The organism is Arcanobacterium urinimassiliense (assembly GCF_900119495.1).
Lineage (GTDB): Bacteria > Actinomycetota > Actinomycetes > Actinomycetales > Actinomycetaceae > Arcanobacterium_A > Arcanobacterium_A urinimassiliense.
On record NZ_LT632435.1, the window covers coordinates 381017 to 397356 of the forward strand.

13 protein-coding genes and 1 pseudogene are annotated in these 16340 nt (G+C 47.6%); 5 read left to right on the forward strand and 9 right to left on the reverse strand.

Going from position 1 to position 16340, the window contains the following annotated elements; translation table 11 throughout:
* Positions 1-62 precede the first annotated feature (62 nt).
* The 7 genes and pseudogenes from BQ7117_RS01750 to BQ7117_RS01780 all read right to left on the reverse strand — a co-directional run bounded on the left by BQ7117_RS01750 (position 63) and on the right by BQ7117_RS01780 (position 6349).
* Positions 63-302, reverse strand: coding sequence for a heavy-metal-associated domain-containing protein (locus BQ7117_RS01750; RefSeq protein ID WP_237563032.1), 240 nt, complete (start codon positions 300-302; stop codon positions 63-65).
* A gap of 202 nt (positions 303-504) precedes the next feature.
* Positions 505-1197 carry a DedA family protein gene (locus BQ7117_RS01755; RefSeq protein WP_073995927.1) on the reverse strand — a complete coding sequence of 231 codons (693 nt, stop codon included), beginning with the start codon at positions 1195-1197 and terminating at the stop codon, positions 505-507.
* Between the two features lie 38 nt (positions 1198-1235).
* The gene (gene purB / locus BQ7117_RS01760; protein ID WP_073995928.1) at positions 1236-2669 is read right to left on the reverse strand and encodes an adenylosuccinate lyase; all 1434 of its coding nucleotides are present in this window, start codon (positions 2667-2669) and stop codon (positions 1236-1238) included.
* Positions 2670-2744: 75 nt separating this feature from the next.
* Complete coding sequence (locus BQ7117_RS01765; protein WP_073995929.1) at positions 2745-3659, reverse strand: fructosamine kinase family protein; 915 nt, start codon at positions 3657-3659, stop codon at positions 2745-2747.
* Positions 3660-3705: 46 nt separating this feature from the next.
* Positions 3706-4713 (reverse strand): annotated as a pseudogene (purB, locus tag BQ7117_RS01770) (adenylosuccinate lyase); the annotation flags it as partial.
* 75 nt (positions 4714-4788) lie between these two features.
* Complete coding sequence (locus BQ7117_RS01775) at positions 4789-5703, reverse strand: fructosamine kinase family protein (RefSeq protein ID WP_073995929.1); 915 nt, start codon at positions 5701-5703, stop codon at positions 4789-4791.
* 37 nt (positions 5704-5740) lie between these two features.
* A complete protein-coding gene (locus tag BQ7117_RS01780) occupies positions 5741-6349 on the reverse strand; it encodes a hypothetical protein (protein ID WP_073995931.1) in 609 nt (202 codons plus the stop codon).
* 166 nt (positions 6350-6515) lie between these two features.
* Here BQ7117_RS01780 and aroD point away from each other — a divergent pair, with 166 nt between their 5' ends.
* A complete protein-coding gene (aroD, locus tag BQ7117_RS01785; protein WP_073995932.1) occupies positions 6516-7283 on the forward strand; it encodes a type I 3-dehydroquinate dehydratase in 768 nt (255 codons plus the stop codon).
* Positions 7283-7744 carry a PaaI family thioesterase gene (locus tag BQ7117_RS01790; RefSeq protein ID WP_073995933.1) on the forward strand — a complete coding sequence of 154 codons (462 nt, stop codon included), beginning with the start codon at positions 7283-7285 and terminating at the stop codon, positions 7742-7744. Before aroD ends, BQ7117_RS01790 begins: the two co-directional genes overlap by 1 nt.
* Before the next feature lie 54 nt (positions 7745-7798).
* On the opposite strand, the gene BQ7117_RS01795 is transcribed toward BQ7117_RS01790, so the two are convergent.
* Together BQ7117_RS01795 and BQ7117_RS01800 are read right to left on the reverse strand one after the other, a co-directional pair.
* Positions 7799-8419, reverse strand: coding sequence for a uridine kinase family protein (locus BQ7117_RS01795; protein WP_073995934.1), 621 nt, complete (start codon positions 8417-8419; stop codon positions 7799-7801).
* A gap of 2 nt (positions 8420-8421) precedes the next feature.
* Entirely contained in the window at positions 8422-10515 is a 2094-nt protein-coding gene (locus BQ7117_RS01800; RefSeq protein WP_073995935.1) for a neutral/alkaline non-lysosomal ceramidase N-terminal domain-containing protein, read from the reverse strand.
* 381 nt (positions 10516-10896) lie between these two features.
* Between BQ7117_RS01800 and nagB the strand changes: the two genes are divergently transcribed.
* The 3 genes from nagB to casA all read left to right on the forward strand — a co-directional run bounded on the left by nagB (position 10897) and on the right by casA (position 16339).
* On the forward strand, positions 10897-11673 hold the full coding sequence (gene nagB / locus BQ7117_RS01805; protein WP_073995936.1) for a glucosamine-6-phosphate deaminase: 777 nt from the start codon (positions 10897-10899) through the stop codon (positions 11671-11673).
* A 242-nt stretch (positions 11674-11915) separates the two neighbouring features.
* On the forward strand, positions 11916-14732 hold the full coding sequence (locus BQ7117_RS01810) for a CRISPR-associated helicase/endonuclease Cas3 (RefSeq protein ID WP_073995937.1): 2817 nt from the start codon (positions 11916-11918) through the stop codon (positions 14730-14732).
* Positions 14729-16339, forward strand: a complete 1611-nt coding sequence (gene casA / locus BQ7117_RS01815; protein ID WP_073995938.1) for a type I-E CRISPR-associated protein Cse1/CasA — start codon at positions 14729-14731, stop codon at positions 16337-16339. Before BQ7117_RS01810 ends, casA begins: the two co-directional genes overlap by 4 nt.
* Position 16340: the final 1 nt, after the last annotated feature.

Sequence of the window (16340 nt, forward strand, 5' to 3'; positions counted from 1 at the left end):
ATTCCTTTAAATGCAGGAAATAAATGCGGTAAATAAATGAAGTAAATTTTAAATGCGCGTGGTTAGCGAATAATATCTTCTATTTGGTAATCGCCGGCTTCCGCTATTGCCGCTCGGATGTCGGCGTCACTAAGTTCTGCCGCACTCTGAAAAGTGACGCGACTAGTGGCTTCGGGGTGCAAATCGATTTTTATATCACTTACGCCCGGTAACTCGGCTAGTTCCTCTTCTACATGCGCTGCGCAGTGCCCACAGGTCATTCCAGAAATTTTTATTTTAATCATGGTAATTTCTCCGCTCATTATTTTTTAGTTAAAGTTTGCGTGCAGTAGTTTGCATACAAAAGTTTGCATACAATTTTTCGATGTGGTAGTTTTCCGATTCTTGTAGCTGTGATCCTACAGTTTTCAATTCTACTGACTCATCCTTAGTTGGGCTCCCCTTAGCGGTGAGCCTGCGCCTCCAGTCTAGGTAGCTCATGCAGCCAGAGCAAGAGGAAGGCAATCACTTATTTTCGGTAGAATCAGCTGATGGGGTGGTTTTTCGCCGTTCCCAGAGCCGTTTGCCAATCCAGATAAATGCAGCTAGAAGCAGAGCTCCGAGCACTAGTTTGGAGAATATCCCTACGTAGTCTTCCACAATATGCCAATTTTCGCCTAGAGCGTATCCGGCGCCGATGAGTACGGTATTCCAAATTGCACTGCCGGCTGCGGTAAAGAGCAGAAAGAGCGGGAAATTCATGCCGATGACGCCGGCGGGGAGAGATATTAGGGAGCGAAATATGGGAATCATGCGCCCGAAGAAGACGACGGCTTGGCTGTGCCTATCGAAAAATTGCTCCGTCTTATCGATATCGGAAACCTTAAAAAGCGGTATTTTCCCCATGTAGTGGCGGGTGCGCTCGCGGCCGAAAGCATAGGCGAGTAAGTAGAGAGCGATAGCTCCCGTCACACTTCCGGCGGTTGCCCAGATGATGGCAGAGATAAGGCCGAATTTAGTACCGAGAGAAGCGGTGAAGCCGGCGAGCGGTAAAATAATTTCCGAAGGTAAGGGCGGGAAAAGATTTTCTAAAGCGATTAAGAAAGCTACGCCGATACCGCCGAGCGATTCCATTATATTTACTGCCCAGGCAGCTATCCCATCGGGATTTATAGGTGCAGCCAAGAAAATTGGCAAGGCCAGAAAATTATTTATCATCTGCAATTCCGTGTTTAGGTATTTCTCTAGTTTCGTAGTTATTCTGCTAGTTCCGGAAGAAAATCTACTAATCTGCTGGCCAGCCCAGTATAGGTAGCGGGGGAAAGCTCCAGTAGTCTTTGCTCTGCCGCCGCGGGTAAATCAAGATTTTTTATAAAATCACGCATATCGCTAGCGGTTACTTTATGCCCGCGCGTGAGCTCTTTTAGCTGCTCATAAGGATTCTGCATACCGGGAGTGCCCGCGGCGGCAGCGATACGCATAGTCTGCTGTATCGGCTCGGCCAGTACTTCCCAAGCATGTTCCAAATCTTCGGTGAGCCGCGTTAAATTCACTTCCAGCCCCGCCACTCCGCGCTGTAAATTTTCAATCGCCAGCAGGGAATGCCCGAAAGCGACCCCCATATTGCGCAAGGTAGTGGAATCGGTGAGGTCACGTTGCCAGCGAGAAGTTACGAGAGTAGCGGAAAGAGAATCGAAAAGAGCGCAAGAAATTTCCATATTTGCTTCGGCGTTTTCAAAACGAATGGGGTTCACCTTATGCGGCATAGTGGAAGATCCGGTAGATCCTTGCGCCGAAAGTTTTTGCCGAAAATATCCCAGCGAGATATAGAGCCAGAAATCAGTGGCGAGATTGTGGCAAATACGGTTGAAGTGAGTGAGGATGGCAAAAATTTCGCTTAGCCAATCGTGTGATTCAATCTGCGTAGTGAGCGGATTCCAAGTCAAACCGAGTTCTGTTACGAAATCGCTGGAAAGAGCTAACCAATCGGCCTGCGGAAGGGCGATACTGTGGGCACCGTAAGTGCCGGTGGCGCCGTTAAATTTTCCGAGATATTCCACCTGTGCTAGCCGTTGTAGCTGGCGTTGCAGCCGATAGGCGAATACGGCGATTTCTTTCCCAATCGTGCTCGGGCTTGCCGTCTGCCCGTGGGTGCGAGCCAGAAGCGGGCAATCTCGCTCTGTAATCGCCAATTCGCGCAGCTGTGCATAAAACTTCTGTGCCGCCGGTAGCCACACTTCTTTTAAGGCTGCCTTCATCATCAGTGCATAAGCGAGATTATTTATGTCTTCCGAAGTGCACAGGATATGTACTAATTCTCCCAACTGGGGCAGAGAGCTGGCAGGGGGGAGGGATTCATTCTGCGTGAGCCGTCGTTTCAAATAGTACTCTACGGCTTTTACATCGTGGCGAGTTTCTGCTTCGATAGTTTTTAACTCGGCTATATCACTGGCTCCAAAATTTTCAGCTATTTCGCGCAGGTATTCACAATCTGCCGCTGTTAAAGGCGATAAATCTGGGATTATGCGGCGGTCAGTTAGGAATATAAGCCACTCTACTTCTACTTTTACGCGCGCGCGATTGAGGGCAGCTTCGGAAAAGTAGTTCGTAAGAGGGGCGGTAGCTTGCCGGTAGCGCCCATCTAATGGGTTGAGCGAAATCAACGGGGTAATTTTGGCAAAATCCTGCATAGTGCCATTCTTTCATGGAAGGCGAAAAGCGGCCACTAGGAATGCGAAGAAAAACGGATGCGTTGTATGTCTACGCTAAATATATCTCTGCGCTATATCGATTACTGCTGCTCCGTATCCGCCTCCGAAAATTGCGGCATGCACGATGAGCATATGTAACTGATGTAGCCCGATTCGTTCCTCCCAGCCGGATGCGAGAGGAGAAACTTCTTCGTAGCCAGCGTAGATATCGGGAATGAAATCTGCTCCGAATACTCCTAGCTGCGCTAAATCAGATTCGCTGTGCCCGCCGTGGCTGGCAGGGTCAATTAAAATTCCGGCGACGCTTTCTGCATCGGCGTGAGGGGGTGAAGAGGTGAAGGATTGTGCAGTTTGGGTAGTTTGGGTAGACGCCGGCACGGATTTCATACTCGGCAGCGGTGCCGGCAAGGTAGGAGGAATCCCCCAGAGGAGATTGCCACTCCAGAGATCGCCGTGCAGTAAAGCCGCATCGCTTTTCACTAGTTGTGGCTGGGGAGAATCAAATGCTCCGTCACGCAGTTTTTCTGCTAATTTTTCTATAAGTTTTCCGCTTCGAATATCAATCGATCCATTCTCCAATGCAGCAGGTAGATAGGGAAGTAAACGGTCAGCTCCATAGAATTCTCCGAAGCTACGCCTGGGGCCAGCTGCGGAAATAAGCGGTAAAGAGGTAGCTCCCATAAAGCCAGATTTTGCAGAAAAACCGCTGGGCGCTTGCCCAAATAGACGGTTAGTGCCGGGAGTTGGTAAATAAGCGTGCGTATAGGCCAAAGCGCGGCCAAAAGCGCGCGCTGCGGTGCGGGTAGGAGGGCGGCGTGTAATAAAAGCAGTGGTGAGATAAGTAATACTTTTTTCGATTACCGGCGCGCACCAAGCTCCGCCAGCTTCCTGTGCAGCTTGTAAATCTGCTAAACCAGCTAACTCAAAAGCTATAGCCGGCGCGCTGGCCGTCTTTTTATACACTTTCATAATTCGCTTCCGGAAATTCTCGCTAGTAAAAGTGGGGTTAATTCANGGAAAGAGAATCGAAAAGAGCGCAAGAAATTTCCATATTTGCTTCGGCGTTTTCAAAACGAATGGGGTTCACCTTATGCGGCATAGTGGAAGATCCGGTAGATCCTTGCGCCGAAAGTTTTTGCCGAAAATATCCCAGCGAGATATAGAGCCAGAAATCAGTGGCGAGATTGTGGCAAATACGGTTGAAGTGAGTGAGGATGGCAAAAATTTCGCTTAGCCAATCGTGTGATTCAATCTGCGTAGTGAGCGGATTCCAAGTCAAACCGAGTTCTGTTACGAAATCGCTGGAAAGAGCTAACCAATCGGCCTGCGGAAGGGCGATACTGTGGGCACCGTAAGTGCCGGTGGCGCCGTTAAATTTTCCGAGATATTCCACCTGTGCTAGCCGTTGTAGCTGGCGTTGCAGCCGATAGGCGAATACGGCGATTTCTTTCCCAATCGTGCTCGGGCTTGCCGTCTGCCCGTGGGTGCGAGCCAGAAGCGGGCAATCTCGCTCTGTAATCGCCAATTCGCGCAGCTGTGCATAAAACTTCTGTGCCGCCGGTAGCCACACTTCTTTTAAGGCTGCCTTCATCATCAGTGCATAAGCGAGATTATTTATGTCTTCCGAAGTGCACAGGATATGTACTAATTCTCCCAACTGGGGCAGAGAGCTGGCAGGGGGGAGGGATTCATTCTGCGTGAGCCGTCGTTTCAAATAGTACTCTACGGCTTTTACATCGTGGCGAGTTTCTGCTTCGATAGTTTTTAACTCGGCTATATCACTGGCTCCAAAATTTTCAGCTATTTCGCGCAGGTATTCACAATCTGCCGCTGTTAAAGGCGATAAATCTGGGATTATGCGGCGGTCAGTTAGGAATATAAGCCACTCTACTTCTACTTTTACGCGCGCGCGATTGAGGGCAGCTTCGGAAAAGTAGTTCGTAAGAGGGGCGGTAGCTTGCCGGTAGCGCCCATCTAATGGGTTGAGCGAAATCAACGGGGTAATTTTGGCAAAATCCTGCATAGTGCCATTCTTTCATGGAAGGCGAAAAGCGGCCACTAGGAATGCGAAGAAAAACGGATGCGTTGTATGTCTACGCTAAATATATCTCTGCGCTATATCGATTACTGCTGCTCCGTATCCGCCTCCGAAAATTGCGGCATGCACGATGAGCATATGTAACTGATGTAGCCCGATTCGTTCCTCCCAGCCGGATGCGAGAGGAGAAACTTCTTCGTAGCCAGCGTAGATATCGGGAATGAAATCTGCTCCGAATACTCCTAGCTGCGCTAAATCAGATTCGCTGTGCCCGCCGTGGCTGGCAGGGTCAATTAAAATTCCGGCGACGCTTTCTGCATCGGCGTGAGGGGGTGAAGAGGTGAAGGATTGTGCAGTTTGGGTAGTTTGGGTAGACGCCGGCACGGATTTCATACTCGGCAGCGGTGCCGGCAAGGTAGGAGGAATCCCCCAGAGGAGATTGCCACTCCAGAGATCGCCGTGCAGTAAAGCCGCATCGCTTTTCACTAGTTGTGGCTGGGGAGAATCAAATGCTCCGTCACGCAGTTTTTCTGCTAATTTTTCTATAAGTTTTCCGCTTCGAATATCAATCGATCCATTCTCCAATGCAGCAGGTAGATAGGGAAGTAAACGGTCAGCTCCATAGAATTCTCCGAAGCTACGCCTGGGGCCAGCTGCGGAAATAAGCGGTAAAGAGGTAGCTCCCATAAAGCCAGATTTTGCAGAAAAACCGCTGGGCGCTTGCCCAAATAGACGGTTAGTGCCGGGAGTTGGTAAATAAGCGTGCGTATAGGCCAAAGCGCGGCCAAAAGCGCGCGCTGCGGTGCGGGTAGGAGGGCGGCGTGTAATAAAAGCAGTGGTGAGATAAGTAATACTTTTTTCGATTACCGGCGCGCACCAAGCTCCGCCAGCTTCCTGTGCAGCTTGTAAATCTGCTAAACCAGCTAACTCAAAAGCTATAGCCGGCGCGCTGGCCGTCTTTTTATACACTTTCATAATTCGCTTCCGGAAATTCTCGCTAGTAAAAGTGGGGTTAATTCACAGGAATACTCTCGCGGCTAATAGTGAAATTTTTCCCAGAAGAGGTATTCCAGCACTTTACTCCGGTTTCTGCCACGCTGCAGGCGAAGTTTTCATAATTCACTGCCGTGCCGTAATTCTGTATCTGCGCGGAGGGAATCTGCACGGAGCAGGAAGTTTTTACAGCGCCATTCGCTTCTAAAGTCACCGTAACTGGTTTATCGGCGCAGCCAGCCGGGCTGGGGAAAGAATATTCATAAATAGTGCAAGCTACCGACCCAGCTAATTCGCAGTTGATGTTTTGGGTCGGGGTGGAAAATGCATCTGCTTTTATTGCCCCCTCCGGCACCGAAAAATCGGCAGTTTGTTCCGGTGTTTCTGCCGCCGCGTCGGCGTTCTCTTTCGGAGCCGGCGAATCAGCGCTAGAGCTTTCGGCGGGCGCGGTAGATTTCTGTGCAGCCGGCTGTGGAGAATCTTCGCGCGTGAGCAGATAGTTTATGTGGAAAAGATAGGCAAAAGCACTCACTAATGCGATAACGAGTAAAACTCCCAGCGTGGCGCTCCCGATAATTATTTTTCGCCGGGAAAGGGGAGTGGAAAATTTCGGCAGAATTTTTATCACTAGCTTGTACTCCTAGCTGCTTACACTCGATATTTGGCGCTTTTGCCAGTCTAGCTAATCTTTCGAGCCCTGGGTGCAAAATTATTTTCTTCAGACTAATACTAATCTAAGAAATTGCCGATAGAGCATATTTGCTAGACTTAAGGAAGAGGAGACGGAGGCGCGCATGATTTTTAACTCTCACCACCAGCCGAATATAATCGTGCCGATTACCGGTACTACTGCGCAAATGTTGCTGGAAGAAGCGCGCGCCGCCGAAGCTGCCGGAGCTGATGTGATTGAGTGGCGGATAGATTTTCTTATTGGCACCCGGGAAATGCTCTCTTTCGTAGAAATAGGTAAAGAAGTCATAGAGCCGCTTTTGAAAGCCACCACCCTTCCGCTTCTATTCACTCTGCGCACTGCCGAGCAGGGCGGGCAAGTGAAATTAAGGTCCGGGCGTTACCGCTTACTTTTCGCGGAATTACTCGATACGCTTCTGCAGCTAGGAGGAGTAGATCCACAGCGTATAGGTATCGATCTCGAGTATTCATTTCCGCAGGCTGCTGCGCTAGCGGGGCGGGCGCGCGCGGCTGGCTACACCGTAGTGATTTCGCTACACGATTGGAAAGAAACTCCGGATAACGAAATTTTGAAATTACTCTTTTTAGAGATGTTGAAAATTCCGGATGCGATACCGAAAATCGCCGTCACTGCGCACAGCGAGCAAGATGCCAACCGCTTGCTGGAAGTCACGAAAGAAGTAGTGGCAGAATCTGCCCGTCCGGTGATTGCGGTGGCGATGGGCGAAGCTGGAAAAAATACTCGTCTTTTTGGTTGGCAAGCTGGCTCGATAGCTACTTTTGCCCATCTGAATGGAGAATCCGCTCCGGGGCAACCTTCCCTAGCGGAGCTACAGCAGGCGTTGGCGGCGCAAAAGAAAGAAATAGAATAATGGCAGAAAATAAAATCGACTTAGATGCGCTCACTTCTTTACCTGCGCGCCGCGAGCTTTTGGCGAATCTTCCACAGCTCACAGCAGATTTCCAAGCTCTTTTAGGAGACGATTTACTGCGGCTCGGCCTGGAAGTGCACGTAGCAGGGGGAGAAATGGCAATCTGCTCTTTAGGAGTGGCCGGTTTTCGCCAGCATCAAGGTATCATCATGGGCGGCGCCAATGCCCTATTGGGGGAGTGCGCTGGTTCTTTTGCTGCTTCGCTGGCAGCTCCGGCGGGGAAAATTGCTATCGGTACTGATATTCAAATGCGGCATTTACGAGTGGCGAAATCAGGGCGGATTTACTGCTTAGCGCGCCAGCTGCGGATTAGTGCAAATAGCGGCGTATATAGTCTGCGTATTTATCGGGAAGATGGAGAGCTGACTGCTGCTGGCAGCCACGCCTGCGTATTCAAGTAGTGGGGTTGTGCGCAGGAAATATCTGTGTAATAACTCTGCAAAAACTCTGCAAACTCAGGTGGAGAGAATAAAATCAGCGTTTTCGCGGCTATGGAAGCGCGCGGCAATTTCTGCTTCCTGCTTTGCCCAGATATTCCAATAAGAGCTCCAGTTATACGAATCTCGGCGGGCAGTGCGTGCGCGGCGGATATCTTCGGGAGCTTCTATCCAAATAATCAGATCTACTGGCAGAGCCGCACTGGCACAGCCCGTTAAAAAGGTCAGCGGTGCGGGATAAAGTTTTTCTGCTTTGCGCCAGCTATTTTTTTGCCAATCCCAGCGGGAGGTAGTTACGGGGTCAGGGTCAAGGTCGGTAGTCAGCGGGGAAGTTTCCCGGTCTGCTGAAGCGGCGCTTGAATCAAGAGGAGAAAATTCGGCGGCGGCGCGTAAATCTTCCACTACTTTGGTCAGCCGCGTCACCGCGCCGGATAAATCTTCCCAACCGGCTGCCCATTCTTCTACTTCTAGTAGCAGTGAATCCGGGAAGTGTTGGCGGAGTTGCTTAGCCAAAGTGGATTTTCCGCTGCCACTCGGCCCGTCAATGGCAATATATGCCGGGGTCGGCAGAGAGCTTATAGCGCGCACTATCTGCGGTATAAGCTGCTCTGCCGACCCTATTTGCGATATTTTAGCCACGTTTAACGCACGGTGAAGGCATCAGAAGTTCCGCTATAAGGAGTGATTTCTCCCTTCCAGTTCTTCCAATCGCCGTTTTGTACGAAGCGATAGGTACCCGCCGGAGTATCTTTACCGATTCTCCACTCCACGGTAGTAATTGAACGGCTAGTGCCATCGCGGCGCCACTTAAAGGAAGTATCCCAATCGCGGTCGCCGAGATAATCTACCCACTTACCATTCTCTAATTTCTGTACTTGCCCGAAATTGTCGAGGGTGCGGTAGTTGTTCTTCGGGTGCGCTCCACGGAATTCCGCAAAGGCCGTATCACCTACCTGATAGCTTTCGGCGGGCTGGGTAAGCACTTGCCCGAATTTCTCCCCGGGCTTCACATCGTCACGTACCACGCCTGGCCGCTGCGAGAAGAGCTTAGTATTCGGGAGTTTCGGTAGTTCCCCGTCTCCCAGCGTGCTCCCTTTGCGCATGGAATCAGCCAGAACACTGATTTCTTGCTTTGTAGCAGCAAACTGGTAGGGGCCAAATTCGGTGGAAGCGCCTTCATAATGCTGTGCGGCATATTCGGCACGCGTGCCCATATATCCGCCATAAGCATTTGCTGGGCTCGAAAGAATTACCTGCTTAATGCCGTCTTCTTTCATTATCTCGGCGGTGAAGGCTTCGAGCTTCCGGGTGGCCATAGTAGTAGTTTCAAAAGGAATCGCGATTATCGCCACTTCCCCTATCCGCATCACCTGGAAAGGCATCTGGGTGGAAATCCAGCCGAGCTTTCCGTCTGCCACCAGAATTGGCTTTTCACCCTGGCAGGGATCTTTACCGAGAGAAATCATCTTTCCGATTCCACGTACCAACGCTCCCACAAAAGATTGATCCATTTTTAGGTTGCGATCAAATACGTCGAAATTATCGTTCGTCATTCCCTCATAGACGCCCGGCACATTTGACGGGCCATTCTCTCCACCGGGGGCAAAAGAGTAACCACGCGCCGGCACACAGGTCTGGCGCTCGCCCGCGCCGTCTGTGTACTCTGCTGCTACCTTATGGCCCGGCATATTCACATAATGGCTTCGCGCATCCACCGTACCTTGCAGTTTTTCGCCACTCGTCTGGAAAAGCTCCCACGCTTTTTCAAACTGTGGGGCGCCGGCTTTCTTCGCATTCAGGTACTCATCGCTGCTGCCTTGGAACCCTTCCACGGAGTGGGCATTTCCGGCCGTGGCCACAGTATCGCCTACGGAGGAATTAGCGAAACCAGCTACGAAGCTGTGTGGATTACTCGGATCCGATCCCATTTTTTCTTCAAATAGGTACTGGGCGTAGCCCTTGTTGTCGCTGGAAATAAGATTCCAATCCATAGAGAAAGAAGTGGGGTGTACGCCGAACCAGTTCAACACGCCAAGGGCGGTGCCATCTTTCGCAGTAAAGGAAAGTTGTTCAAAATCTTCGCGCACATCAGTGGCGTAGTTACCGGCTTCCGGATTCGTAGCGTAAGCAGCTGCGGAGCGGTTGCGAGCTACGCCGGAGAGATTCCCTTGTTGGAACTCTATATTTCCCGGTTGGAGATTATCGTGCGCGCGAGAAATAGAGGCTACGATGCCGTCTACCATGGCGTCTACGATTCTCTGGTCGTAGTTGTACCCGGCTCCGTCTTTACCGGCAATGCGGTAGAGCTGCTCCGTAGAGATGCCCGCATTCGAAGCGTGAGTGTGGGTGGCGGTGAGCATCACGTTTTGGCTCGTATAGAGATCTCCGTACTTTTCCTTTAATTTATCAAGCACGCCCAGCCGCATATTCTGCTGGATAGAGTGGGTGTCGATAGTTACCATCACCACCCGTTTCGAAGTTTTCAAATCGCCTACGATGAAAGCGTGGGAATATACGCGGGAGGCAAGCCCAATAGCTTCTTGCCCGGCGGCATATCCCATCATTCCAGTTTCGGCCACAGCGCCGGTCACATCGTAGATGCCGGTGCCTACTAGATATTCTGCATCGGCAGAAGTTGCGCCTGCTAAGGCAGGGGCAGCTGAAAGAGTGAGGGCAGAAAGCGCGAGAGTTGCCAGACCGGCATGCAGCTTTTTCCGCCAAGAAAATTTTGCCATAGTTGTGCTCCTCGTGTGCTCGGCGTTGAGTCTAGAGTTGCGGTTGGTGCCATTAGCATCTACCTAGGGGTGAAAATGAATATCAATACATTTTCACCGTTGGAAAAATCTTAACAGATAAATACAAAATATACGCAGTAAAAAATGAAAATATCTGCTACTGAATTAAATAGATAAAAATATATAAAAGTAGAGAATATAAATAAGGTATTTTTGGAAATTTGCAAAGCGGAGTGAAAGATTGGAAGTAAAAGATTGCAAACCCGGAAGTAAATACCGGAAAAACCCGGAAGTAAAAGAAACGCACTAAAAAAGCACCCCGCCGAGCCAGGTATTCACTATAATTTATCCGTTGCTAGAGAAAATGCAGAGAGGTGCACTATGCAAATCGGAATTTTTACAGACGAAACAGCTTTAGCTACTACTGCTGCGAAGCATCTTATTAAGATCCTAAATAATTCAGAAAATAAGGTACTGGGCTTAGCTACTGGCTCTACGCCGTTGCCGCTCTATGAGCAGTTGCGAGCTGCTAATCGCGCCGGAAAATTTACTCTGCGAGGTGTGCAGGGCTTTGCTTTGGATGAATACGTTGGGATAGCCGCTGATCACCCAGAAAGATATCGGAATGTATTACGAGCCGAGCTAGTTGGTGACGATAAGACTGGTCTGCGCGAAGAAGATTTGCACACTCCGGAGGGGAATGCTGCCGACCCGCGGCAGGCTGCTGCTGATTATGACGCAGCTATTAAAGCAGCGGGTGGAATCGCTATTCAGATTCTGGGAATCGGAGCAGACGGGCATATTGGTTTTAATGAGCCAGGTACTTCGCTTACTTCGCGTACGCACGTAGATGTATTGACTGAGCAGACTCGCCGCGATAATGCTCGCTTCTTTGAAAACGATATGGATAAGGTGCCCAGCCAATGCATTACGCAGGGCTTAGGCACGATTATGGAAGCAAAGTACATAATGCTTATCGCTACTGGCGAGAATAAAGCTACCGCCGTGCGGGAGCTAGTAGAAGGGGGTATTTCGGCTCGTTGGCAAGCTTCTATGCTGCAGATGCACCCCAATGCATTAATTCTGGTAGACGAAGCGGCAGCGAGCGAATTACAGCTAGCGGCCTTTTATCGCGAGCGTTGGAACCACAACCTCTGAGGTTTTATGTGTAGGGTGAAGAAAATTTTCGGCTGCAATATTTTTTGATGGTTCTCTGAAAATTTAATATTTATAGACGTTATCCTCGAGTTTTGGACGCGAGGATAACGTTTTTATTTATCGAAATAAGCACTGCGACAGAGTCAGAATAAAAATTTACATAATTTGGAAGTGGATATTTGAAGAGCAGTGCAGCGAATAGATGTTATCCTGGTCACTAGAAAATGACCGAAAGAAGTCAAATGCCAGAAAAATCTTGGAATGCAAAATTGCCGCCTTATTATGTGGCATGGGCAAAAGCAGATAAAGAAAGTGGTAATTGGATGCCCCTTATTACGCATTGCCAAGATGCAGGAGCTGTAGCAGAACTTTATTGGGATATTTTATTGCCACCTGCAGTAAGAGGGGTGGTAGAAAGTTGGTTAGCTAGTGCGGGCATAGAAAACCCGGAAAAACTTGCGAAAAAACTTAGCTGTTTTTTAGTTTCTGCACATGATGTAGGAAAACTTTCTCCTGCTTTTTCTGTGCAAGTAGATTATTTACAGCAAAAAATGTGTGCATTGGGTTTTAAATATCCGCATTTCAATTCGGCAGAACGGCGAAGTACTCCGCATTCTGCTATTTCCCAAACAGCTATTCGGGAGTGGCTCCAGAAAAAATTTCCGGTAGTTTCTATGCAGAATATCCAGAGTTTAGCTTGTGTAGCGGGTGGACATCACGGGAATTATCAGGCGATGCAGACATTAAATAAAGCTATGCCTGGTTTACGTGGGGCCGGTAGAGAACCGATATGGCAAAAAGCGCGAGAAGAACTGCTAGAGGTACTGCAGGAAACTGTAGATTTATCTGATAAAGAATTAGAAGACTTAGTAACAGTTGGATTGAATCAACCGAGTCAGATAATTCTTACGGGCTTTACCATAATATGTGATTGGATAGCTTCTAATGCGGATCTTTTTCCTTATGATTTAGCTGCTAAATTAATTCATAACACTGCTCTGGAAAGAGCAGATATTGGTTTAGGAAATCTAAATTTACCTTTGCCTTGGCAGCCAGAAGAATCTACAAATGATGAAGAATTATTTGCTTCGCGTTTTCAACTTCCTGCTAATTTTTCTTTGCGGCCTATACAACGAGATATGTTAAATATTGTGCGAAAAGTAGAGCGGCCTACGTTAATTATTGTGGAAGCGCCTACTGGAGAAGGAAAAACAGAATTAGCTTTTACTGCTTGCGAAATTTTAGCGCAACGTTTCGGCTATGGAGGAGTGTTCACGGCTCTTCCCACTCAAGCTACTTCGAATGCAATGTTTTCTCGTATGCTTAGCTGGCTGCAAAAATCTGTGCCAGAATCTGATTTTGCTTCTGTAAACCTACTACACGGAAAAGCTCAATTTAATGAAGAATTTACAAATTTACAGAACTGGACTTTTACAGGAATTGGCGAGAGTGAGGCAGATACTTTAGAAGCACATTGGTGGCTTTCTGGTCGAAAAAAAGCAATTTTGGCAGATTTTGTGGTGGGAACTATTGATCAGGTATTGATGGCTTCTTTAGTGTCAAAGCACGTCGTGCTGAGAATGCTTGGGCTTGCTGGAAAAATAATAATTTTAGATGAAATACATGCTGCCGATGAATATATGCAGGTATATCTGGACGGAGCTTTACGTTGGCTAGGAGCATTAGGGATTCCGGTAATTGCTCTTTCTGCTACTTTACCGCCCACTCGGCGGGCAGCTATGCTTCGTGCCTATCAAGAAGGCAGGAATGATTCACCTGTAGAAATAGAAAGCGTATGTAGGAAAGCTAATAATTCCTCTGGTTATCCGCTTATCTCTTTAGCAGAGGCAGATGTAGAACCTGTAATTTCTGCTCCGTCTGGGCGTAGATCAGAAGTGCATATTGAATTTTACCCAGAAAATGAAAATTTTTCTGTGCAGCAGTTTATATCAGAAATTTGTGCTGGAGGATGTGTAGCTATTATTCGTAATACAGTAGCGCGGGCACAAAAGACTTACCAAGAGTTACAGACTGAATTCGCTGAAGATGTGGTCTTATTACATTCGCGTTTTCTTACAAATGACCGTCTTAAATTAGAAGAGAAACTTGTGCATTTGTTGGGAAGAGAAGGGAATCGTCCTAAAAGATTGATAGTGGTGGCTACTCAGGTAATAGAACAATCATTGGATATAGATTTTGATTTTATGGTGAGTGATTTAGCGCCTATGGATTCGCTTATTCAACGAATGGGTCGTCTACATCGGCATATTCGTTCAAAAAATACTCGGCCAAAAAATATGCAGAATCCACGATTTATAATCACTGGATTTACAGAAAATGCGGAAGGAATACCAATAGTAGATAAGGGTGCAGCGAGAGTGTATGGAGAAGCTCTGTTACTGCGCAGTTTAGCTACTGTTAAAGAGCATCTCCATTCTCAAGATGTAATTATAAGTCCTGATGATATTGCGGGCTTAGTGCGTAGAGCTTATGTAGAGGATATGCCGGCACCGGTTGGTTGGGAAAAAATTTGGCAATTTGCTGAGCAAAAACGGAAGGCAGAGCTTGTTCGATTAAAGAGTCAAGCAGAAACTGGATTAGTCGAAAAACCCAAGTCTGGAGTGCAAGCACTGAATGGATGGGCGCAAGGAATTGCTAGCGATGATGAAGAAGTGCTCTCTAGGTCGGTACGAAATATTGCAGATTCAATTGAGGTAGTGGCAGTCGTGAAAGGGCCAGACGGTAAAATACGTACTTTTGATTGGTTGGATGAATACGCAAATGAAGAAGTAGATCTAGAAAATGGGTTGCCTGCAGAGTTTGCTAAAGCTATAGCGTGCTGCACAGTGCAATTGCCGGGGTGGTTAGCTCGGGGAAATTTAGGAGATAAAGTCGTTGCAGAATTGGAAAAAGACGGTATTCGGAGTTGGCAAGATTCGTATTGGTTAAAAGGAATGTTGCCGTTAGTACTAAATCCTGATTTCACTAAAGATATTGGCGAGTATCGAATTAGATACGATAAAAATATTGGTTTTACGGTAGAAAAGAAGGAAAAATGAGTGTTTCCAGCTTTAATTTAATAGATGAGCCTTGGCTAGTAGTAAAAGATTTAAAGGGTGCTGTGCGGCATATTTCTATAAAAGAAGCTTTCCGGGATGCACAGAATATTCACGGATTAGCAGGTGAGCTACCTTCGCAAAATTTTGCGGTGCTTAGAATATTGTTAGCAATTTTGTATCGAGTATTCGACAAGAAAGAGCATGAAAATGCAGTAGCTGATTGGCAATATCTCTGGGAACAGCCTTCTTTACCAATCTCACCCATAGAGGAGTATCTAGAAAAGTGGCATCATCGATTCTTTCTTTTTGATTGTGAGTATCCCTGGTTCCAAGTAGGAGATTTGGAGAGTGTAAATGGCGATAAAAAACCGGTGAATTTGCTAATTCCAGATTGTCCGAGTGACGACAGTCTTTTTACTATGCGACGAAATTATAAATCCATTTCACCAGCAGAAGCTGCTCGCTGGTTAATTCATTGCCAAGCCTACGATATATCGGGAATTAAAACTGGTGCAGTGGGTGATGCACGAGTGAAGAGTGGAAGAGGATACCCCATTGGTCCAGGATGGGCTGGCTGGATGGGAGGTATAGCAGTAACTGGTGATAATTTACGAGAAACTTTACTGCTAAATTTAGTATTTTCTAGGAACCATTCTGAATATGATTTACCGATTTGGGAGCAGCCAGCAATGACTGCAGCAGAGCGAAAAGATGTGCAAGCACATGGACAAGTAGAGCTTTTAACTTGGCCACAAAGGCGTATTCGGTTATTTCTAAATACAGATGGAGAAGTGGGCAAGGTACTCATATGTAATGGGGATCCAATTGCGTATCAGTTCCAAGATTCCCATGAGTTGATGACTGGTTGGCGATATAGCGTTCCGCAGAGTAAAAAATTTAAAAAATCTATTTATATGCCGAGAGAATTTGATTCTGAAGAAGTCCTATGGAAAGGAATTTCGGCTTTACTACCTACTATTGGGACGGAGGCTGCGGAAGCTAGTTTTAAACCATGCGGAGTTTTAGAGTGGTCAGCTACTTTAGCGCAAGAAGGGATATTGCCGTTTTCGAATGTAGTGCGTATTGAAACGGTTGGAGTGGTTTATGGGCCACAAAATGCTTCTTGGGAAGAAATTTTTAGTGATGAACTATCCTTTAATGTACGCTTAGCTGCGGCGAGCGGATTAGCAGCTAAAGAAACTATATATGATGCTGCCGAGAGAGCCACTGAAGCAGCTAAAGCTGTAGGGCGTCTCGCTGGTGACTTGTCCATAGCGGCTGGTGGTGATGCAGAAGCGCAGAGTGTTCGAGGAAGAATACAAGCTTTTTCTGCTCTAGATAGATTATTTAGAGAATGGTTAAAAGATTTTAATCCGGAAGATGATTTAGAGCTGCAATTACAGCGATGGACGGATACGGCGAGAGAGATTATTAAAAAAATTGGGAAGCAATTAGTAGAAGAAGCAGGGCCTGCCGCTTGGATTGGGCGTAGATCTACACAAAGTGGTGTGCAGAGATTTTATTCTACAGGTGTAGCAGAAGTGCGATTCAGGCATTCTTTATTTAAAGCCTTTCCCTGTTTTGAACCAGAAAAGGAGAATAAATAAT

Coding starts and splice junctions, on each gene's coding strand:
- BQ7117_RS01765 (WP_073995929.1), bottom strand. CDS start 3,659: ATGAAAGTGTATAAAAAGACGGCCAGCGCGCCGGCTATAGCTTTTGAG.
- casA (WP_073995938.1), top strand. CDS start 14,729: ATGAGTGTTTCCAGCTTTAATTTAATAGATGAGCCTTGGCTAGTAGTA.
- aroD (WP_073995932.1), top strand. CDS start 6,516: ATGATTTTTAACTCTCACCACCAGCCGAATATAATCGTGCCGATTACC.
- BQ7117_RS01800 (WP_073995935.1), bottom strand. CDS start 10,515: ATGGCAAAATTTTCTTGGCGGAAAAAGCTGCATGCCGGTCTGGCAACT.
- BQ7117_RS01755 (WP_073995927.1), bottom strand. CDS start 1,197: ATGATAAATAATTTTCTGGCCTTGCCAATTTTCTTGGCTGCACCTATA.
- purB (WP_073995928.1), bottom strand. CDS start 2,669: ATGCAGGATTTTGCCAAAATTACCCCGTTGATTTCGCTCAACCCATTA.
- BQ7117_RS01750 (WP_237563032.1), bottom strand. CDS start 302: ATGAGCGGAGAAATTACCATGATTAAAATAAAAATTTCTGGAATGACC.
- nagB (WP_073995936.1), top strand. CDS start 10,897: ATGCAAATCGGAATTTTTACAGACGAAACAGCTTTAGCTACTACTGCT.
- BQ7117_RS01790 (WP_073995933.1), top strand. CDS start 7,283: ATGGCAGAAAATAAAATCGACTTAGATGCGCTCACTTCTTTACCTGCG.
- BQ7117_RS01810 (WP_073995937.1), top strand. CDS start 11,916: ATGCCAGAAAAATCTTGGAATGCAAAATTGCCGCCTTATTATGTGGCA.
- BQ7117_RS01775 (WP_073995929.1), bottom strand. CDS start 5,703: ATGAAAGTGTATAAAAAGACGGCCAGCGCGCCGGCTATAGCTTTTGAG.